We start from the raw sequence: 18,786 nt of genomic DNA, 5'->3' as shown, positions 1-18,786 counted from the left end.
TTTCCCGACGTGCTATAGGTCTAAACCAATTCTCGGCTACCCCTTGTCACCTGGGCCGCTGACTGATGAGCTATGCCCGGGGACACAACGGACACCCTGGGAAAGGGAGATGTCGTGAGCAATGAAAGCCTGGCCAATCTGCTCAAGGAGGAGCGGCGGTTCGCACCGCCCGCCGATCTGGCCACCGCCGCCAATGTGACTGAGGCTGCGTACGCACAGGCCGACGCGGACCGGCTGGGCTTCTGGGCCGAGCAGGCCCGGCGGCTGACCTGGGCCGCGGAGCCGACCGAGACGCTCGACTGGACGAACCCGCCCTTCGCGAAGTGGTTCGCGGACGGCACGCTCAACGTCGCGTACAACTGCGTGGACCGCCACGTCGAGGCCGGCAACGGCGACCGCGTCGCCATCCACTTCGAGGGCGAGCCCGGCGACAGCCGCTCGATCACCTACGCCGAGCTCAAGGACGAGGTCTCCAAGGCCGCCAACGCCCTGACCGAGCTGGGTGTCCGGGCGGGTGACCGCGTCGCCGTGTACCTGCCGATGGTCCCCGAGGCGGTCGTCGCGATGCTCGCGTGCGCCCGCGTCGGCGCCGCGCACTCCGTGGTCTTCGGCGGCTTCTCCGCCGACGCCGTCGCCTCCCGCATCCAGGACGCCGACGCCAAGCTGGTCATCACCGCCGACGGCGGCTACCGCCGCGGCAAGCCCTCCGCCCTCAAGCCCGCCATCGACGAGGCCGTCGCCAAGTGTCCGCAGGTCGAGCACGTCCTCGTCGTGCGCCGCACGGGCCAGGACACCGCCTTCACCGAGGGTCGGGACGTGTGGTGGCACGACCTGGTCGGGCGCCAGTCCGCCGAGCACACTCCGCAGGCCTTCGACGCCGAGCACCCGCTCTTCATCCTCTACACCTCGGGGACCACGGGTAAGCCGAAGGGCATCCTGCACACCTCGGGCGGCTACCTCACGCAGGCCGCCTACACCCACCACGCGGTGTTCGACCTCAAGCCGGAGACCGACGTCTACTGGTGCACCGCCGACATCGGCTGGGTGACCGGGCACTCGTACATCGTCTACGGGCCGCTCGCCAACGGTGCGACCCAGGTGATGTACGAGGGCACGCCGGACACCCCGCACCAGGGCCGGTTCTGGGAGGTCGTGCAGAAGTACGGCGTCACCATCCTCTACACGGCGCCCACGGCCATCCGGACGTTCATGAAGTGGGGCGACGACATCCCCGCCAAGTTCGACCTGTCGAGCCTGCGCGTGCTGGGTTCGGTGGGCGAGCCGATCAACCCCGAGGCCTGGATCTGGTACCGCAAGCACATCGGCGGCGACAGCTGCCCGATCGTGGACACGTGGTGGCAGACCGAGACCGGCGCGATGATGATCTCCCCGCTGCCGGGCGTCACCCACACCAAGCCCGGTTCCGCGCAGCGCGCCCTGCCCGGGATCTGCGCCACCGTCGTGGACGACGAGGCGCACGAGGTCCCGAACGGCGGAGGCGGTTACCTGGTCCTCACCGAGCCGTGGCCGGCGATGCTGCGCACCATCTGGGGCGACGACCAGCGGTTCATCGACACCTACTGGTCGCGCTTCGAGGGCAAGTACTTCGCGGGCGACGGCGCCAAGAAGGACGACGACGGCGACATCTGGCTGCTGGGCCGGGTGGACGACGTGATGCTGGTGTCCGGCCACAACATCTCGACCACCGAGGTCGAGTCGGCGCTCGTCTCGCACCCCTCGGTCGCCGAGGCGGCGGTCGTCGGCGCGAAGGACGACACCACCGGCCAGGCCATCGTGGCCTTCGTCATCCTGCGCGGCAGCGCCTCGGAGACCGACACGCTGGTCGGGGAGCTGCGCAACCACGTGGGGGCGACCCTCGGCCCGATCGCCAAGCCGAAGCGGATCGTGCCGGTCCAGGAGCTGCCGAAGACGCGCTCGGGCAAGATCATGCGGCGTCTGCTGCGGGACGTGGCGGAGGACCGCGCGGTCGGTGACGTCACCACGCTGGCGGATTCCTCGGTGATGGACCTGATCCAGAGCAAGCTCCCGGCGGCCGGCAGCGACGACTGACGACTCGGAATCCACGGCGGCCACAGGAGCCCCACGGGCATCGGAGGGCGTCCGGCGCACAGCGCGCCGGACGCCCTTCACCCGTTTAAGGTGAAGATCACCTGATACGACTGGTCGACCCTGTAAAATAGAAGGCGCGTCACCAGTTGACGCCGCAACAGCCATCGCGGCACCGGCCGCGACGACACAGGGTGCGCCGGGAAGTCTGGTCGGCAACAGCATTTGTCATGCCGTCGTCCCACCGGAGGTACCCACCGTGGCGCCCACGCCCACCCCCCGCCGCACGTTCCTCGGCCGGCTCTCGCTCCCCGAGCGCCGCTTCGTCGCCGACGCGCTGCGCGCCGAGACGGTGGGCGGTGTGCTGCTCCTCGCGGCCGCGGTCGCCGCCCTGGTCTGGGCGAACGTTCCGGCCATCGCCGACAGCTACGACAGCGTCCGGTCCTTCCACTTCGGGCCCTCCTCCCTCGGCCTGGACCTCTCGCTCCAGCACTGGGCGGCGGACGGCCTGCTCGCCGTCTTCTTCTTCGTCGCCGGCGTGGAGCTCAAGCGCGAGCTCGTCGCGGGCGACCTGCGCGACGCGAAGGCCGCGGCCCTCCCGGTGATCGCCGCCCTCTGCGGCATGGCCGTGCCCGCACTGGTCTACGTACTGGTCAACACCCTCGGCAGCGGCTCGATGGACGGCTGGGCGGTCCCCACCGCCACCGACATCGCCTTCGCGCTCGCCGTCCTCGCGGTCATCGGCACCTCGCTGCCGTCGGCCCTGCGCGCCTTCCTGCTCACCCTCGCGGTGGTCGACGACCTCTTCGCCATCCTCATCATCGCGGTCTTCTTCACCAGCGAGTTGAACTTCCCGGCGCTCGGCGGCGCGGTCGCCGGCCTGGTCCTCTTCTGGTTCCTGCTGCGCCGCGGGGTCCGCGGCTGGTACGTCTACCTCCCGCTCGCCCTGGTCATCTGGGGCCTGATGTACAACAGCGGGGTGCACGCCACGATCGCCGGCGTCGCCATGGGCCTGATGCTCCGATGCCACCGCGAGGACGGCGAGGCGCACTCCCCCGGGGAGCGCATCGAGCACCTGGTGCGACCCTTCTCGGCCGGTCTGGCCGTGCCGCTCTTCGCGCTGCTGTCCGCCGGCGTGTCCCTCTCCGACGAGTCCCTCGCGCAGGTCTTCACCCGCCCCGAGACCCTCGGTGTGGTGCTCGGCCTGGTCGTCGGCAAGACGGTGGGCATCTTCGGCGGCACCTGGCTGGCCGCCCGCTTCACCAGGGCCGAGCTGAACGAGGACCTCGCCTGGCCGGACGTCCTGGCCGTGGCCTCGCTCGCGGGCATCGGCTTCACCGTCTCCCTCCTGATCGGCGAACTCGCCTTCGCCGGCGACGCCGTCCTCACCGACGAGGTCAAGGCCGCCGTGCTGATCGGCTCCCTGATCGCCGCCGTGATCGCCTGCGTCATGCTCAAGCTCCGCAACCGGAAGTACCGGGCGCTCACCGAGGCCGAGGAGCGCGACGAGGACCGCGACGGCATCCCGGACATCTATGAGGAGGGCAACCCCGCCTACCACCTGCGCATGGCCAGGATCTACGAGGAACGGGCCGCGGAACACCGCCGCAAGGCGGAGCGGGCGGCGGCCGACGCGGTCGAAGCGGCGGCCGGGTCCAGCGCCGGGGCCGACCGTCCGGCATGATCTGACTGACGACGCAGCACAACCGCCGGCAGCAGACGACAGAGGAGAGAGCGATGAGCGCAGTGGACCAAGGGGTGCAAGGAGCCGAGCGCACACTCGGCCAGCTGGTCGCCTCGGCCACCGCCGAGATGTCCGCCCTGGTGCACGACGAGATCGCCCTGGCGAAGGTGGAGATCAAGCAGGACGTCAAGCGCGCGGGCATCGGCAGCGGCGCGGCGATCGTGGCGGGCGTGCTCCTGCTCTTCTCCCTCCCCGTACTGAGTTTCGCCGCGGCGTACGGGATCCATAACCTCGGGCTCGGCCTCGCGTGGTCCTTCCTCATCGTCGGCGTCGCGTTCTGGCTGCTGGCGGGCCTGGTCGGGCTGCTGGCGATCGCGAAGTTCAAGAAGGTCAAGCCGCCGGTGAAGACCATCGAGTCCGTCAAGCAGACCGCGGCGCTCGTCGGAACCGTCAAGCCGCACCCGCGGCCGGTCAGTGACCAGGCTGTGGGTGTGGCACGCTCGTCCTCATGACAGCGCCCACGCCGGATTCCGGCACTCCCCCGACCGCCGCCACGGCGGTACGGCTCGACATCCCCGGCGGGAAGCCCGTCACGCACCGGGACGTCGCCGCCAACGGGGCCCGCTTCCACGTCGCCGAGGTCGGTGACGGGCCGCTGGTGCTGCTGCTGCACGGGTTCCCGCAGTTCTGGTGGACCTGGCGGCACCAGATGACCGCGCTCGCCGACGCCGGGTACCGGGCGGTCGCGATGGACCTGCGCGGAGTGGGCGGCAGCGACCGCACCCCGCGCGGTTACGACCCCGCCAACCTGGCGCTCGACGTCACCGGGGTCATCCGGTCCCTCGGCGAGCCGGACGCCGCGCTCGTCGGCCACGACCTGGGCGGGTACCTCGCCTGGACCGCCGCCGTGATGCGGCCGAAGCTGGTGCGCCGGCTCGTGGTCTCCTCCATGCCGCACCCGCGCCGCTGGCGCTCGGCGATGCTGTCGGACTTCGGGCAGACCAGGGCGAGTTCGCACATCTGGGGCTTCCAGCGGCCGTTCGTCCCCGAGCGCCGTCTCGTCGCGGACGACGGGGCGCTCGTGGGCGAGTTGATCACGCAGTGGTCCGGGCCCCGGGTCCCGGACGGCGCGGACGAGGAGGCGCTCGCCGTCTACCGGCGGGCGATGTGCATCCCGTCCACCGCGCACTGCTCGATCGAGCCGTACCGCTGGATGATGCGGTCGATGGCCCGGCCCGACGGGCTGCAGTTCAACCGGCGGATGAAGCGGCCGGTCCGGGTGCCGACGCTGCACCTGCACGGATCGCTCGACCCGGTGATGCGGACCCGGAGCGCGGCCGGCTCCGGCGAGTACGTCGAAGCGCCTTACCGCTGGCGGCTGTTCGACGGTCTCGGGCACTTCCCGCACGAGGAGGACCCGGTGGCCTTCTCGACCGAGCTGGTCAACTGGCTGAAGGATCCCGAGCCGGACCGCTGACCGACCGTCACGCCCGGTCCGCTCTGCGTCCGTACGCTTGTATTACGAACATTCAATTGCCCGGCGCATAGGCCAATTGGCCGCCCCGGACGGGGTTACCGACCTTGGGGCCCGGGCACAGCTCGGAGTATGAGCTGGACGCACGACTACGGTGACACCGCACACGAACGCCGCTCGGCAGTGACGCCGGGCACCTACGAGAGGCCCGGCCGCCCCGGCCACGACCTCCGCCTCGGGATTCCGCGCATCCTGCGCCGCCGGGCCCGCTGGGTCTCGGCACGCCTGCGTCATCCCCGGACATAGAGAACCCGGCGGCGGAGCCGGAGCGACGGCTTCATCCGTCCCCGGCCGTACGGGCCCCGGGCCCGTACGGCACCCCGCGCAGCCCCTCCCAGGACGTCTCCCCGCAGGGCTCCCCGAACGTCTCCCCGCGCGGCTCGCCGCCAGGGCTCAGAGGGCGCAGCCCTGGCTCTGCACCCGGCGGTCGGCCGTCTTGCCGATGCGGATGTCGTCGCGGATCTCGTCCGTCGTCAGCGCGTACCCGGTGTTCGGGTCGTCGAGGGACTTGGCGAAGACGACCCCGTACACCTTCCCGTCGGGCGTGAGCAGCGGGCCGCCGGAGTTGCCCTGGCGGACCGTCGCGAACAGCGAGTAGACGTCCCGTCGGACGGTGCCCCGGTGGTAGATGTCCGGGCCGTTGGCGTTGATGCGGCCCCGGACACGGGCCGAGCGGACGTCGTACGCGCCGTTCTCGGGGAAGCCGGCGACGATCGCGTCGCTGCCGCTCGCCGCGTCCTTGTCGGTGAACTCCAGCGCCGGCGCCGGCAGCTTGGGCACGTCCAGGACGGCGATGTCGCGCTCCCAGTCGTAGAGCACGACCTTGCCGTCGTACAGCTTGCCCTCGCCGCCGACCTGCACGGTCGGCTCGCCGACCCCTCCGACGACGTGCGCGTTGGTCATCACCTTGCCCGGCGCGAAGACGAACCCGGTGCCCTCCAGCACCTTGCTGCAACTGGGCGCGGTGCCGACGACCTTCACGATCGAGCGCTTGGCGATCTCCGCGACGGGGCTGCGGGCGAGCTCCGGGTCGGGCGCCTTCACCTCGGTGATCGGCTCGTTGGAGAACGGGCTGAACACCTGCGGGAAGCCGTTGCGGGCGAGGGTGGCGCTGAAATCCGAGAACCAGGTGTTCGCCTGCTCGGGCATCACGCGCGACACCCCGAGGAGCACCTTGGAGTTGCGCACCTCCTTGCCCAGGGTGGGCAAGGAGGTCCCGGCGAGCGCGGAACCGATCAGCCAGGCCACCAGCAGCATCGCGACCACGTTCACCAGCGCCCCGCCGGTCGCGTCGAGGGCGCGCGCCGGCGACCACGTGATCTGGCGGCGGAGCTTGCCGCCGAGATGGGTGGTCAGGGCCTGGCCGATCGAGGCGCAGATAATGATCGTGACGACGGCGATCACGACCACCGTGGTGCTGACCTGGGTGCCGTTGTCCGTCACCCGGTCCCAGACCAGCGGGAGCAGGGACACGGCGACGAGACCACCGCCGAGGAAGCCGATCACCGACAGGACGCCGACGACGAACCCCTGGCGGTAGCCGACGATCGCGAACCACACGGCGGCGAGCAGCAACAGGATGTCCAGCACGTTCACGTGGGCCACCGTCTCATGCGCGCCAGTCGAGCGGGACGTGCCGTGAGCGGTCCCACTCCCTTTCCCAGCCCGCGAAGTGCAGGATCCGGTCGATCACCCCGGCCGTGAAACCCCAGACCAGAGCCGATTCGACGGTGAAACCGGGCCCCAGATGGCCGCTCGGGTGCACGGTCATGACCCGGTGCCCGGGGTCCGCGAGATCGGCCACCGGGACCGTGAAGACGCGCGCGGTCTCGGCCGGGTCCACGACGCCGACGGGGCTGGGGGCGCGCCACCAGCCCAGCACCGGGGTCACCACGAACTCGCTCACCGGGATGTAGAGCCGGGGCAGGACCCCGAAGAGCTGGACGCCGGCGGGATCGAGCCCGGTCTCCTCCTCGGCCTCCCGCAGCGCGGCGCGCAGCGGGCCCGTGGTCTGCGGGTCGCCGTCCTGCGGATCGAGCGCGCCGCCCGGGAACGACGGCTGCCCGGGGTGCGAGCGCAGGGTTCCGGCGCGCTCCATCAGCAGCAGCTCCGGGCCCCGCGGGCCCTCGCCGAAGAGGACGAGCACGGCGGACTGCCGTCCCCGGCCGTCCTCTGGCGGCAGGAAGCGGCTCAGCTGGGCCGGAGTGACCGTCTGCGCGGCCTCCACGACCGGGGAGAGCCACCCGGGCAGTCCGACGGTGCTGAGGGCCGTACTGCCGCGCGGGACGCCGTACGCGGCCTCCTGCGCGGCAGCGGCGTCGTCCGCCTCCTCGTGGGCCGCCGTCTTGGTCTCGTCCCGTGTACCGCGCGTCATAGGCACCCCTGTCCGTGTTCTCCCACACCGTCGAACGCGGTCCGGGTTCCGATTCGTTCCGCCGGGTCAGGACCCCGCCGCGCCGCCCAGCGGCGGGGCGGGCAGGCCCGGGTAGTCCGGGGGCGGGCTCAGCCGCTGGCCCGGTCGGCCGCCCTTCTCGTACTTGAGCAGCTTCCGCGCCTTCTCCGGGTCCGTCTCACCCTCCCCGTACGCCGGGCAGAGCGGGGCGATCGGGCAGGCCCCGCAGGCGGGCCTGCGGGAGTGGCAGATCCGGCGGCCGTGGAAGACGACGCGGTGCGAGAGCATCGTCCACTCGCTCTTCGGGAAGATCGCGCAGATGTCCGCCTCGACCTTCTCCGGGTCCTCCTGCGCGGTCCACTTCCAACGGCGCACCAGCCGCCCGAAGTGGGTGTCCACGGTGATGCCGGGGACGCCGAACGCGTTGCCGAGGACCACGTTCGCGGTCTTGCGGCCGACTCCGGGCAGGGTCACCAGGTCCTCCAGCCGGCCCGGCACCTCGCCTCCGAAGCCGTCCCGCAGGGCCTGCGAGAGGCCGAGGAGGGACTTGGCCTTCATCCGGAAGAACCCGGTCGGCCGGATCAGCTCCTCCAGATCCTCGGGAACGGCCGCGGCCATGTCCTCGGGGGTCGGGTAGGCGGCGAACAGGGCCGGGGTCGTCTGGTTCACGCGCAGGTCCGTGGTCTGCGCGGAGAGCACCGTCGCGACGAGCAGCTCGAAGGGATTGCGGAAGTCGAGCTCCGGATGGGCGTACGGATAGATCTCGGCCAGTTCACGGTTGATGCGACGGGCCCTGCGCACCGTGGCCAGGCGGGATTCGGACCCGACCACCCTCGGTTTCTTGGCCGAAGTTTTGCCCTCGGCGGCAGCTGGGGCCTTCGCGGACACCTCCAAGGGGGCTTGTTCGCCCACGGCTGAATTACGGGATGCCGTCACTCCTGCGGACCCCTTGGCCTGTGCTCTCACCGGCTTGTTGGACACCCGGCCAGCCTAAGGCCGGCCGCCGACACCCGTCCGGACCTCTGGTAACACCACCCCGATCGGCCTCCTGCCGCACAGCACACCCGTACGTCCGGCATCCTTGTGATTGATCGCACTGTTTGAGCCGTCCGGCAAAATGGGGAGCACGGTCCCCTGAGCAGGTCGACATAGGAGAGAGACTCGTGGACGACGTTCTGCGGCGCGCCCCGCTCTTCGCGGCGCTCGATGACGAGCAGGCCGCGGAGCTCCGCGCCTCCATGGGCGAGGTGACCCTCGCACGCGGTGACGCCCTGTTCCACGAGGGCGACCCCGGTGACCGGCTGTACGTGGTGACCGAGGGCAAGGTGAAGCTGCACCGCACCTCCCCCGACGGCCGCGAGAACATGCTGGCGGTCCTCGGCCCCGGTGAGCTGATCGGCGAGCTGTCGCTGTTCGACCCGGGCCCGCGCACCGCCACCGCGACCGCGCTGACCGAGGTCAAGCTGCTCGGTCTCGGGCACGGCGACCTCCAGCCCTGGCTGAACGCCCGGCCCGAGGTCGCGACCGCCCTGCTGCGCGCCGTCGCCCGGCGCCTGCGCAAGACCAACGACCAGATGTCCGACCTGGTCTTCTCCGACGTTCCCGGCCGGGTGGCGCGGGCGCTCCTCGACCTGTCGCGCCGCTTCGGCGTGCAGTCGGAGGAGGGCATCCACGTCGTGCACGACCTGACGCAGGAGGAGCTCGCGCAGCTCGTCGGCGCCTCCCGCGAGACCGTGAACAAGGCCCTGGCCGACTTCGCGGGCCGCGGCTGGCTCCGTCTGGAGGCCCGCGCGGTGATCCTGCTGGACGTGGAGCGGCTGGCCAAGCGCTCCCGCTGACGCCGCGCACCGCGCGCACCGTACGCGGTGGAGGGCCCCGTCCGCACCCCGGACGGGGCCCTTCCGCGCGTCCGGACCAAGGGCTGCCCGAACCCGGCCGGGCCGGGCGAGGCACAGTGGAAGCATGGACCACAGAGGCCTCGACGAGGACGGCTACCTCGAACGGGAGGGGTCCCTGGGGCGGGTGGCGCCGGCGTTCCGCCCGGTCGTCACGGCGGCCCGGGAGCGGATCGCGCAGGCGTACGGGGGCCGGCTGCACAGCGCGTACCTCTACGGGTCCCTGCCGCGCGGGACGGGCCGCCCCGGCCGCTCCGACCTCGACCTGCTGCTCGCCCTGCACCACGGCCCGGCCGCGGAGGACCGGGACATCGCCGAGGTGCTGGGCCGCGGGCTCGACGAGGACTTCCCGCAGATCGACGGGGTCGGCATCCTGCTCCACGGCAAGGACCGGCTGCTGAGCGAGCCGGAACGGTACGACCTGGGCTGGTTCCTGGCCTGCCTGTGCACCCCGCTGCTCGGCGCGGACCTGGCCGAGCACCTGCCCCGCTACCGCCCGGACACCGTGCTCGCCCGCGAGACCAACGGCGACCTGGCCGAGCTGCTGCCCGGCTGGCGGGCCCGGGTCCGGGAGGCCTCGACGCCGCGGGAGTACCGCGCGCTGAGCCGGACCCTCGCGCGCAAGCTCGTACGTACCGGGTTCACGCTCGTCATGCCCTGGTGGGGCGGCTGGACCAGCGACCTCGCCGATTCCGCGGAGGTCTTCGGCCGGTACTACCCGCAGCGCGCGGCGCAGATGCGGGAGGCGGCCTCGGTGGCGCTCGAACCGGTCGCGGACCCGGCCGTGGTGCGCTCGTACGTCGAGGACCTGGGGCCGTGGCTCGCGGCGGAGTACACCGCGCGGCACGGCCGGCGGGCCCCGCGACCCTGACGGGCGCCGGCGGCCCGAGGAGCCGGCAGCGGGCGGGTCGGGCAGGTCGGGCAGGTCGGGCGGGAGCCGAACGAGACGCTAGTGCGGGGCGGACAGCGCGTCGACGGCTTCCTTGGCCTCCAGCAGGCTCGCGCCGGTGACGCGGCGGTAGGCCTTGATCGCGGGGACCGTGCGGCCCTCGCGGACCAGCGCCCGCACCTCGTCGAGGCCGGCGGGCTCCGGCTCCTCGATGCCGAGGTGGTCCAGGAGCAGGCCCAGGCGCCGCTCCAGCCGCTCCGTCGCGCGCTCCAGCCGCCGGGTCCGCGAGGTCAGCGTCGAGGTGACCCAGCCGCCCGTGGCGAGGAGCGCGAGGAGCGCGAAGACGGTGTTCACTCAGGTCCTCCAGGGATCAGTCCGTGATCTTGAAGGTACTCCAGCTGCGCCCGGACGGACCACTGCGCGGCGGGCCACAGCGAGCGGTCCACGTCGGCGTAGACCTGGGCGACGACCGCCTCGGGGGTGGTGAAGCCGTTCTCGACCGCCGTCTCGACCTGGGCGAGGCGGTGGGCCCGGTGGGCGAGGTAGTACTCCACGACGCCCTGCGCGTCCTCCAGGACCGGCCCGTGCCCCGGCAGGACGGTGTGCACCCCGTCGTCGACCGTCAACGAGCGCAGCCGGCGCAGCGAGTCCAGGTAGTCGCCGAGGCGGCCGTCGGGGTGGGCCACGACGGTGGTGCCACGGCCGAGGATCGTGTCGCCCGTCAGCACCGCCCCGTCGGCCGGCAGGTGGAAGCAGAGGGAGTCGCCGGTGTGGCCGGGCGTGGGGACCACGCGCAGCTCCAGCCCGCCGGTGCGGATCACGTCCCCGGCGGCCAGCCCCTCGTCTCCCAGGCGCAGCGCCGGGTCCAGGGCCCGGACCTTGGTGCGGGTGAGCTCGGCGAAGCGGGCGGCGCCCTCGGCGTGGTCGGGGTGGCCGTGGGTGAGCAGCGTGAGCGCGACCCGCTGGCCGGCCCGTTCGGCGGCCTCGACGACCGCGCGCAGGTGCCCCTCGTCCAGCGGGCCCGGGTCGATGACGACGGCCAGGTCCGAGTCGGGCTCGCAGACGAGCCAGGTGTTGGTGCCGTCCAGGGTCATCGCGGACGCGTTGGGGGCGAGGACGTTCACGGCGCGTGCGGTCGCCCGCCCGGAGGCGACCACCCCGCGGGGATGGCCGGGGAGGGCTGCTGCGTCGGTCATGCGGGGCCTCCCGGTCGGACTCGCTTGGTGAACTCGTCGTGGCCCGGCCAGCTGAGCACCAGCTCGCCGTCCTCCAGCGCGGCCCTGGCGAGTACGGGCGCCAGGTCCTGCGCGGCGGCGCCCGCGAGGGCCTGCGCGGCGCTCGGGTACGGCTCCAGGGAGCGCAGGGTGGAGATGGTGGGCGGCATCATCAGCAGCTCGCCCTTGTCGTAGCCGGCGGCCGCGTCGGCGGGGCGGATCCAGACGGTCCGGTCGGCCTCGGTGGAGGCGTTGCGGGTGCGCTGCCCCTCGGGGAGGGCGGCGACGAAGAACCAGGTGTCGTAGCGGCGCGGCTCGAACTCCGGGGTGATCCACCGTGCCCAGGCCCCGAGCAGGTCGGAGCGCAGGCGCAGGCCGCGGCGGTCGAGGAACTCGGCGAAGGACAGCTCCCGCCCGACGAGGGCCAGCCGGTCGGCCTCCCAGTCGTCCCCGGTGGTGTCGCCGACGACGGTGTCCGGGGTCTCCCCGGCGAGCAGTACGCCCGCCTCCTCGAAGGTCTCCCGCACCGCGCCGCAGATGATGGCCTGGGCGGTGCCGGGATCGGTGCCGAGGCGGGCGGCCCAGGCGGCCCGGGAGGGGCCCGCCCAGCCGATCCGGTGCTCCTCGTCGCGGGGGTCGACACCGCCGCCCGGGTAGGCGTACGCGCCTCCCGCGAAGGCCATCGAGGCCCGTCTGCGGAGCATGTGCACGGCGGGACCGGCGGGGGTGTCGCGCAGCAGCATCACGGTGGCGGCGCGGCGGGGCGCCACCGGGGTGAGCGAGCCGTCCGCCAGCGCGCGGATGCGGTCGGGCCACTCCGGCGGGTACCACTGGCCTCCCGCGGGGGGCTGCGGCTGCGCCTGCTGTTGCTGCTGACCGTGCTGACCATTCGGCATGCCGGGATGCTACGACCATCCGGCCCGATGTTCGAGGGCCGCCCGCCGCCGGCGGGCTCCCCGGCCGGAACGCGAACGGCCCCGGCGGCCTGCGGACGGGGTCCGGCGGGGCCGACGGGGCCGGGTCGTGCGGGGCGTCAGGCGCCGGCGACCAGCTCGACCTGGATCTCGATCTCGACCGGGGCGTCCAGCGGGAGCACCGCCACGCCGACCGCGCTGCGGGCGTGCACGCCCTTGTCGCCGAGGACGGCGCCGAGCAGCTCGCTCGCACCGTTCAGCACGCCGGGCTGGGCCGTGAAGTCGGGGGCCGAGGCGATGAAGCCGACGACCTTCACGACACGCGCGATCTTGTCCAGGTCGCCGACCACGGACTTGACCGCGGCCAGGGCGTTCAGCGCGCAGGTGGCGGCCAGTTCCTTGGCCTGCTGGGCCGAGACCTCGGCGCCGACCTTGCCGGTGACCGGCAGGCTGCCCTTGACCATCGGGAGCTGGCCGGCGGTGTACACGTACACGCCCGACCGCACGGCCGGCTGGTACGTGGCCAGCGGCGGCACGACCTCCGGCAGGGTCAGGCCGAGGGCGGCCAGCTTCGCCTCGACGGCGCCGCTCATGCCTTCTCCCGCTTGAGGTAGGCCACGAGCTGCTCGGGGTTGTTCGGCCCGGGCACGACCTGGACGAGCTCCCAGCCGTCCTCGCCCCAGGTGTCCAGGATCTGCTTGGTGGCGTGGACCAGCAGCGGGACCGTCGCGTATTCGAACTTCTTGGTCATGGGAGCGAGCGTAGTGCCTGTGATGCGGGGCTCCTGCGCGCGCCGGAACCCGAGTGGTTAGGCTCGGACGCTGTGAGCAGGCTCCAGGTGGTCAGCGGCAAGGGCGGCACCGGCAAGACCACGGTCGCCGCGGCACTCGCGCTCGCCCTCGCACGCGAGGGCAGGCGGACTCTTCTCGTGGAGGTCGAGGGCAGGCAGGGACTCGCGCAACTCTTCGGCGCCGAGGCGCTCCCGTACGAGGAGCGCAAGATCGCCGTCGCGCCGGGGGGCGGTGAGGTCTTCGCGCTCGCCATCGACGCCGAGCGGGCGCTGCTCGACTACCTCCAGATGTTCTACAAGCTCGGCTCGGCCGGCCGCGCGCTCAAGAAGCTGGGCGCCATCGACTTCGCGACGACGATCGCGCCGGGGCTGCGGGACGTGCTGCTGACCGGCAAGGCGTGCGAGGCGGTGCGGCGCAAGGACCGGGCCGGTCGGTTCGTCTACGACCACGTGATCATGGACGCGCCCCCGACCGGGCGGATCACCCGCTTCCTGAACGTGAACGACGAGGTGGCGGGGCTCGCCCGGTTCGGGCCGATCCACAACCAGGCGCAGGCCGTCATGAAGGTCCTCAAGTCCCCCGAGACGGCCGTGCACCTCGTCACCCTGCTGGAGGAGATGCCGGTCCAGGAGACCGCCGACGGCATCGCGGAACTCGTGGGGGCGGGACTCCCGGTGGGCCGCGTGGTGGTCAACATGGTCCGGCCGCACCACTTGGACGAGGAGAACCTGCGCGCCGCGGCCGGCGACCACCGCGCCGAGGTGGCCAAGGCCCTGTCCCGGGCCGGCCTGGGCGGCGCGCGCCGCGGCGGGCTGGCCGAGCGGCTGGTGGAACCGCTGCTCACGCAGGCCGCCGAGCACGCGAGCCGGGTGGAGCTGGAGCGGGCGCAGCGCGCGGTGCTGCGGGAGCTCGACGTGCCGACGTACGAACTCCCCCTGCTCGGCGCGGGGATGGACCTGGCGGGGCTCTACAAGCTGGCCAAGGACCTGCGCAAGCAGGCGGTGGCCGAATGAGCGAGGGGGTGGACACCGTGGGTCTGGACTCTCCGCCGCGGCTGGCGGTCGACGGTCTGCTGGACGATCCGCAGACCAGGATCATCGTGTGCTGCGGGTCCGGCGGGGTCGGCAAGACCACCACGGCCGCGGCGCTGGGCGTACGGGCCGCCGGGCGCGGCCGCAAGGTGGTCGTGCTCACCATCGACCCGGCGCGCCGGCTCGCGCAGTCGATGGGGATCGACTCGCTGGACAACACCCCGCGCGAGGTCGGGGGCGCGGGGGCCGCCGGCGGCGGCCGGCTGCACGCCATGATGCTCGACATGAAGCGGACCTTCGACGAGATCGTCGAGGCGCACGCGGACGGCGAGCGGGCCCGGGCCATCCTCGCCAACCCGTTCTACCAGTCCCTGTCGGCCGGCTTCGCCGGTACGCAGGAGTACATGGCGATGGAGAAGCTCGGGCAGCTGCGGGCCCGTGACGACTGGGACCTGATCATCGTCGACACCCCGCCGAGCCGGTCCGCGCTGGACTTCCTGGACGCGCCGAAGCGCCTGGGGTCCTTCCTGGACGGGAAGTTCATCCGGGTGCTGATGGCTCCGGCGAAGGTCGGCGGCCGGGCGGGGATGAAGTTCCTCAATGTCGGCATGTCGATGATGACCGGCACCCTGAGCAAGCTCATGGGGGCCTCGCTGCTGGGGGACGTGCAGACGTTCGTGGCCGCGATGGACACGATGTTCGGCGGGTTCCGCACGCGTGCGGACGCCACCTTCCGACTGCTCCAGGCTCCCGGTACGGCCTTCCTGGTGGTCGCGTCCCCCGAGCCGGACGCCCTGCGCGAGGCGGCGTACTTCGTCGAGCGGCTGGCAGGGGAGAAGATGCCGCTGGCCGGCCTGGTGCTCAACCGGGTGCACGCGAGCGACGCCGACCAGCTGTCCGCCGAACGGGCGTTGGCCGCCGCGGAGAATCTTGAGGAAGGCGGCATTGTCGATCAGGAGTCCGGGAAAGCTGGAGAACGCGGGGCGGTCGAGGAGACCGACCCCCCTCCCGGGCCCGGCTCCCCCAGCGCCGAAGGCGGCACCGCGGAGGTCGACCGGATCACTGCGGGACTGCTGCGCCTGCACGCGGAACGGATGCAGGTGATCGCGCGTGAGCAGCGCACACGCGATCGCTTCACCTCACTGCACCCCGAGGTGGCGGTGGCCGAAGTGGCCGCCCTGCCCGGCGATGTGCACGACCTCGCCGGGCTGCGGGCCATCGGAGAGCGACTCGCGGCCGGGGTACCGGCCGGAGCGTAGGCGTTCCAACGATGTGGCGGCCGGATGGTCTACCCGACTGCCGCGAACCGCTCGTACGGAACGTCGATCTCCGTGTCGTCATCCATGGTGAGGATGCCCGTACTGCGCTCGTACTCCGTGCGAGCGGTTTCGAGCAGCCGTCGCCACGAGGTGACGGTGGGACGGCGGCGCAGCAGCGCACGTCGTTCCCGCTCGGTCATTCCGCCCCACACGCCGAACTCGACACGATTGTCGAGCGCGTCGGCCAGGCATTCGGTCCGCACCGGACATCCGGTGCACACCGCCTTGGCCCTGTTCTGTGCCGCTCCTTGAACGAACAGTTCATCCGGATCGGTAGTGCGGCAGGCTGCCTGCGCACTCCAGTCGATAACCCAGCCCATCCCGGCGCCGTCCTCTCCCGAATCGAGGCTCCCCCACGGCGGTAGCGGCATATTCACCGCTGCCAGTTGAGGACGTTACGGAAGGCGGGCACAGTGCAACACCCCCGACGGGCCCAATCTTGAATGGTCCGAACGGACTATGGGTAAGCGGCAGATCACCCGACGGAGTGATCCGGCGACATGCCCGACCATTGCGGCGATTCGGGTGGAATCGGCAGAGATCGCGCACCACAGAGGGCGGGATTCGGACATGCGTCCACCCCATTCGGGAAGGGTGAAAATCAAGCCGAGGGGTTGATGTCGCACCGCACTGCTGTGACAGTTGGGGACAGCTTAGGCCAAGGCATTCGCGCGTGTCCGGCGAATCAGAACGTAGGCTGCCCTCTATGCGAAAGAAGCGCTCGGGCGGCGGGCTCACGGGGAGCCAGCAGGCCGCCAAGTTCCTCGGTGTGTCCGTTCTCTCCGGAGTTGTGCTGGCCGGGTTGGCCATTCCGGCGGCGGGCGCCCTGGGGCTCGCGGCCAAGGGCACGGTCGAGGGATTCGATGAGATCCCGGCCAATCTCAAGACGCCGCCGCTGAGTCAGCGGACCACGATTCTGGACGCGGAGGGTGGCTTGATCGCCACCGTCTATTCGCGCGACCGCCAGGTGGTCCCCCTCACGGCGGTCTCCCCCTACATGCAGAAGGCCATCGTCGCCATCGAGGACTCGCGCTTCTACGAGCACGGCGCGGTCGACCTCAAGGGCATCCTGCGCGCGGTCAACCGCAACGCGCAGGAAGGCGGTGCCGCGCAGGGTGCCTCCACGCTGACGCAGCAGTACGTGAAGAACGTGTTCGTCGAAGAGGCCGGCGACGACGAGACCAAGGTGCGCGAGGCCCAGGAGAAAAGCCTCGGGCGCAAGATCCGCGAGCTGAAGTACGCGATCCAGGTCGAGGAGGAGCTCGGGAAGAAGACGATCCTGGAGAACTACCTCAACATCACGTACTTCGGGCAGCAGGCGTACGGGATCGAGTCCGCCGCCCAGCGCTACTTCAGCAAGCCGGCCAAGGACCTGGCGCTGGAGGAGGCCGCGCTGCTGGCGGGCGTCGTCCAGTCGCCGAGCCGGTACGACCCGGTGAACGACGCGCAGGAGGCGATGAAGCGGCGCAACATCGTCCTGCAGCGGATGGTCGACATCAAGGACGTCTCGCAAGCGGAGGCGGACGCCGCGAAGGCGAAGCCGGTCACGCTGAAGGTGACCCGGCCGAAGAACGGCTGCATCACCGCGGTCAAGGGGGCCGGCTTCTTCTGCGACTACGTGCGCAACTCCTTCCTGACCGACACGGTCTTCGGCAAGACGCGCGAGGAGCGGGCGAAGGTCTGGAACCAGGGCGGTCTGACCGTACGGACCACCCTGGACCCGCAGTCGCAGGACGCGGCCAACGAGTCGATCAAGGACCACGTCTACCAGGAGGACTCGATCGCGACGGCCGTGACCATGGTCCAGCCGGGCACCGGCCGGGTGCTGGCGATGGGGCAGTCCAAGCCGTACGGCTTCGGGAAGAACGAGACGCAGATCAACTACTCCGTGGACAAGCGGATGGGCGGCTCGAACTTCGGGTTCCAGGTGGGTTCGACCTTCAAGCCGTTCATCGCGGCCGCCGCGCTGGAGCGGGGCATGCCCCCGACGAAGGTCTACGGCGCGCCGAACCGGATGGAGTACCCGAGCCCGATCCCCAAGTGCGACGGCAGCCAGTGGCTGAACCTGCGGGACGGCAGCGGCAAGACGGCGACGGCCGAGAACGAGACCGAGGACGAGATCGGGCCCTACGCGCTGCGGACGGCCATGGAGAAGTCGATCAACACCTACTTCGTCGAGATGATCGGCGAGATCGGCCTCTGCCCGGTGGCGGAGATGACGCAGAAGCTGGGCGTGAGCCCGGCCGACGGCTCGAAGCTGCCCGAGGCGCCGTCCATCGCGCTCGGCTCCGCCGAGCTCTCCCCGCTGACGATGGCAAACGCGTACGCGGCCTTCGCCAACCGGGGCGTGTACTGCACCCCGGTCGTCATCGAGTCGATCACCGACACGCACGGCAAGGCGCTCGCGGTGCCGAAGACCAAGTGCGACAGGGCCATGTCCGAGTCGACGGCCGACACCATCAACACCCTGCTGCGCGGAGTGGTCGACTCCGGTACGGGTGAGCGGGCCGGCCTGACCGACCGCGACAACGCGGGCAAGACCGGTACGACCGACTCCCGCTACAACGCCTGGTTCGTCGGCTACACGCCGAACATCTCCGGCGCGGTGTGGGTCGGTTCGGGCGGTGCGAAGAAGATCTCGATGGAGAACATCGAGATCGGCGGGCGCTCGTACGCCAAGGTCTTCGGTGGCGGTCTGCCCGGTCCGATCTGGAAGGACGCGGTCAGCGGGGCGCTGGCCGGCCGCGAGGCCCCCCGCTTCGCAACGGTCAGCATCCCGGAGCCGCAGGTTCCGCCGTCCGGTGCCCCGGGGCGCGTGAACCCGACCTCGAACCCGAACCCGCCGCAGAGGCCCAGCAGGCCGGGCGGCGACGGCAGGCCCGGCGGGCGCCCCGGCGGCGGCACGGGGGGCAACCAGGGCGGCACGGGCGGCGACCCGAGCTACCCGTTCCCGGACATCACGCTGGACCCGGGGCTGTTCGGCGGTCGCGGGCAGCGGTAGCGCCGCGGCACGCGGACGGAAGAGAACGAGGGGAGGGCCCCTCGGCCCGTGCCGC

At 71.7% G+C, this 18,786-nt stretch carries 18 protein-coding genes; 9 read left to right on the top strand and 9 right to left on the bottom strand.

Annotated features, from left to right (window positions below; genetic code table 11):
- Nucleotides 1–72: 72 nt before the first annotated feature.
- The 4 genes from acs to ACWFQ8_RS28970 all read left to right on the top strand — a co-directional run bounded on the left by acs (nt 73) and on the right by ACWFQ8_RS28970 (nt 5,228).
- Entirely contained in the window at nt 73–2,070 is a 1,998-nt protein-coding gene (acs, locus tag ACWFQ8_RS28985) for an acetate--CoA ligase (RefSeq protein WP_453789234.1), read from the top strand.
- A gap of 256 nt (nt 2,071–2,326) precedes the next feature.
- Complete coding sequence (gene nhaA / locus ACWFQ8_RS28980) at nt 2,327–3,751, top strand: Na+/H+ antiporter NhaA (RefSeq protein ID WP_453789233.1); 1,425 nt, start codon at nt 2,327–2,329, stop codon at nt 3,749–3,751.
- 53 nt (nt 3,752–3,804) lie between these two features.
- Nucleotides 3,805–4,263, top strand: a complete 459-nt coding sequence (locus ACWFQ8_RS28975) for a phage holin family protein (RefSeq protein WP_453789232.1) — start codon at nt 3,805–3,807, stop codon at nt 4,261–4,263.
- On the top strand, nt 4,260–5,228 hold the full coding sequence (locus tag ACWFQ8_RS28970) for an alpha/beta fold hydrolase (RefSeq protein WP_453789231.1): 969 nt from the start codon (nt 4,260–4,262) through the stop codon (nt 5,226–5,228). Before ACWFQ8_RS28975 ends, ACWFQ8_RS28970 begins: the two co-directional genes overlap by 4 nt.
- A 450-nt stretch (nt 5,229–5,678) precedes the next feature.
- Here ACWFQ8_RS28970 and ACWFQ8_RS28965 read toward each other — a convergent pair whose 3' ends face one another.
- The 3 genes from ACWFQ8_RS28965 to nth form a co-directional block, all read right to left on the bottom strand.
- The gene (locus ACWFQ8_RS28965) at nt 5,679–6,881 is read right to left on the bottom strand and encodes a MarP family serine protease (RefSeq protein WP_453789230.1); all 1,203 of its coding nucleotides are present in this window, start codon (nt 6,879–6,881) and stop codon (nt 5,679–5,681) included.
- Between the two features lie 13 nt (nt 6,882–6,894).
- Nucleotides 6,895–7,659, bottom strand: a complete 765-nt coding sequence (locus tag ACWFQ8_RS28960) for an NUDIX hydrolase (protein WP_453789229.1) — start codon at nt 7,657–7,659, stop codon at nt 6,895–6,897.
- Between the two features lie 66 nt (nt 7,660–7,725).
- Nucleotides 7,726–8,589: an endonuclease III gene (gene nth, locus ACWFQ8_RS28955; RefSeq protein ID WP_453789228.1), complete on the bottom strand. Its 864-nt coding sequence runs from the start codon at nt 8,587–8,589 to the stop codon at nt 7,726–7,728.
- A 251-nt stretch (nt 8,590–8,840) separates the two neighbouring features.
- Between nth and ACWFQ8_RS28950 the strand changes: the two genes are divergently transcribed.
- The gene (locus ACWFQ8_RS28950; RefSeq protein ID WP_003981529.1) at nt 8,841–9,515 is read left to right on the top strand and encodes a Crp/Fnr family transcriptional regulator; all 675 of its coding nucleotides are present in this window, start codon (nt 8,841–8,843) and stop codon (nt 9,513–9,515) included.
- A gap of 124 nt (nt 9,516–9,639) precedes the next feature.
- Nucleotides 9,640–10,443, top strand: a complete 804-nt coding sequence (locus tag ACWFQ8_RS28945) for a nucleotidyltransferase (RefSeq protein ID WP_453789227.1) — start codon at nt 9,640–9,642, stop codon at nt 10,441–10,443.
- A 78-nt stretch (nt 10,444–10,521) separates the two neighbouring features.
- On the opposite strand, the gene ACWFQ8_RS28940 is transcribed toward ACWFQ8_RS28945, so the two are convergent.
- The 5 genes from ACWFQ8_RS28940 to ACWFQ8_RS28920 form a co-directional block, all read right to left on the bottom strand.
- A complete protein-coding gene (locus ACWFQ8_RS28940) occupies nt 10,522–10,815 on the bottom strand; it encodes a hypothetical protein (protein WP_453789226.1) in 294 nt (97 codons plus the stop codon).
- On the bottom strand, nt 10,812–11,657 hold the full coding sequence (locus ACWFQ8_RS28935; RefSeq protein WP_453789225.1) for an MBL fold metallo-hydrolase: 846 nt from the start codon (nt 11,655–11,657) through the stop codon (nt 10,812–10,814). The genes ACWFQ8_RS28940 and ACWFQ8_RS28935 overlap by 4 nt, the downstream gene beginning before the upstream one ends.
- Entirely contained in the window at nt 11,654–12,571 is a 918-nt protein-coding gene (locus tag ACWFQ8_RS28930; RefSeq protein ID WP_453789224.1) for an NUDIX hydrolase, read from the bottom strand. Before ACWFQ8_RS28930 ends, ACWFQ8_RS28935 begins: the two co-directional genes overlap by 4 nt.
- 137 nt (nt 12,572–12,708) lie before the next feature.
- Nucleotides 12,709–13,182 carry a RidA family protein gene (locus ACWFQ8_RS28925; protein ID WP_453789223.1) on the bottom strand — a complete coding sequence of 158 codons (474 nt, stop codon included), beginning with the start codon at nt 13,180–13,182 and terminating at the stop codon, nt 12,709–12,711.
- Complete coding sequence (locus ACWFQ8_RS28920) at nt 13,179–13,340, bottom strand: DUF4177 domain-containing protein (RefSeq protein WP_007264966.1); 162 nt, start codon at nt 13,338–13,340, stop codon at nt 13,179–13,181. Before ACWFQ8_RS28920 ends, ACWFQ8_RS28925 begins: the two co-directional genes overlap by 4 nt.
- A 72-nt stretch (nt 13,341–13,412) precedes the next feature.
- On the opposite strand from ACWFQ8_RS28920, the gene ACWFQ8_RS28915 reads away from it, so the two are divergent.
- Nucleotides 13,413–14,393: an ArsA family ATPase gene (locus ACWFQ8_RS28915; RefSeq protein WP_453789222.1), complete on the top strand. Its 981-nt coding sequence runs from the start codon at nt 13,413–13,415 to the stop codon at nt 14,391–14,393.
- Entirely contained in the window at nt 14,390–15,670 is a 1,281-nt protein-coding gene (locus ACWFQ8_RS28910; protein WP_453789221.1) for an ArsA family ATPase, read from the top strand. Before ACWFQ8_RS28915 ends, ACWFQ8_RS28910 begins: the two co-directional genes overlap by 4 nt.
- Before the next feature lie 29 nt (nt 15,671–15,699).
- Here ACWFQ8_RS28910 and ACWFQ8_RS28905 read toward each other — a convergent pair whose 3' ends face one another.
- Nucleotides 15,700–16,050 carry a WhiB family transcriptional regulator gene (locus tag ACWFQ8_RS28905; protein ID WP_453789257.1) on the bottom strand — a complete coding sequence of 117 codons (351 nt, stop codon included), beginning with the start codon at nt 16,048–16,050 and terminating at the stop codon, nt 15,700–15,702.
- Nucleotides 16,051–16,436: 386 nt separating this feature from the next.
- Here ACWFQ8_RS28905 and ACWFQ8_RS28900 point away from each other — a divergent pair, with 386 nt between their 5' ends.
- A complete protein-coding gene (locus ACWFQ8_RS28900) occupies nt 16,437–18,731 on the top strand; it encodes a transglycosylase domain-containing protein (protein WP_453789220.1) in 2,295 nt (764 codons plus the stop codon).
- Nucleotides 18,732–18,786: the final 55 nt, after the last annotated feature.

Source organism: Streptomyces sp. NPDC055254, assembly GCF_053606025.1.
This window is presented reverse-complemented; position numbering and strand designations above follow the sequence as displayed.

Bases quoted from the DNA above. Each gene is read 5' to 3' on its own strand.
- acs (WP_453789234.1), top strand. From the start codon at position 73: ATGCCCGGGGACACAACGGACACCCTGGGAAAGGGAGATGTCGTGAGC.
- ACWFQ8_RS28975 (WP_453789232.1), top strand. From the start codon at position 3,805: ATGAGCGCAGTGGACCAAGGGGTGCAAGGAGCCGAGCGCACACTCGGC.
- ACWFQ8_RS28970 (WP_453789231.1), top strand. From the start codon at position 4,260: ATGACAGCGCCCACGCCGGATTCCGGCACTCCCCCGACCGCCGCCACG.
- ACWFQ8_RS28960 (WP_453789229.1), bottom strand. From the start codon at position 7,659: ATGACGCGCGGTACACGGGACGAGACCAAGACGGCGGCCCACGAGGAG.
- ACWFQ8_RS28945 (WP_453789227.1), top strand. From the start codon at position 9,640: ATGGACCACAGAGGCCTCGACGAGGACGGCTACCTCGAACGGGAGGGG.
- ACWFQ8_RS28935 (WP_453789225.1), bottom strand. From the start codon at position 11,657: ATGACCGACGCAGCAGCCCTCCCCGGCCATCCCCGCGGGGTGGTCGCC.
- ACWFQ8_RS28930 (WP_453789224.1), bottom strand. From the start codon at position 12,571: ATGCCGAATGGTCAGCACGGTCAGCAGCAACAGCAGGCGCAGCCGCAG.
- ACWFQ8_RS28925 (WP_453789223.1), bottom strand. From the start codon at position 13,182: ATGAGCGGCGCCGTCGAGGCGAAGCTGGCCGCCCTCGGCCTGACCCTG.
- ACWFQ8_RS28920 (WP_007264966.1), bottom strand. From the start codon at position 13,340: ATGACCAAGAAGTTCGAATACGCGACGGTCCCGCTGCTGGTCCACGCC.
- ACWFQ8_RS28910 (WP_453789221.1), top strand. From the start codon at position 14,390: ATGAGCGAGGGGGTGGACACCGTGGGTCTGGACTCTCCGCCGCGGCTG.
- ACWFQ8_RS28905 (WP_453789257.1), bottom strand. From the start codon at position 16,050: ATGGGCTGGGTTATCGACTGGAGTGCGCAGGCAGCCTGCCGCACTACC.
- ACWFQ8_RS28900 (WP_453789220.1), top strand. From the start codon at position 16,437: ATGCGAAAGAAGCGCTCGGGCGGCGGGCTCACGGGGAGCCAGCAGGCC.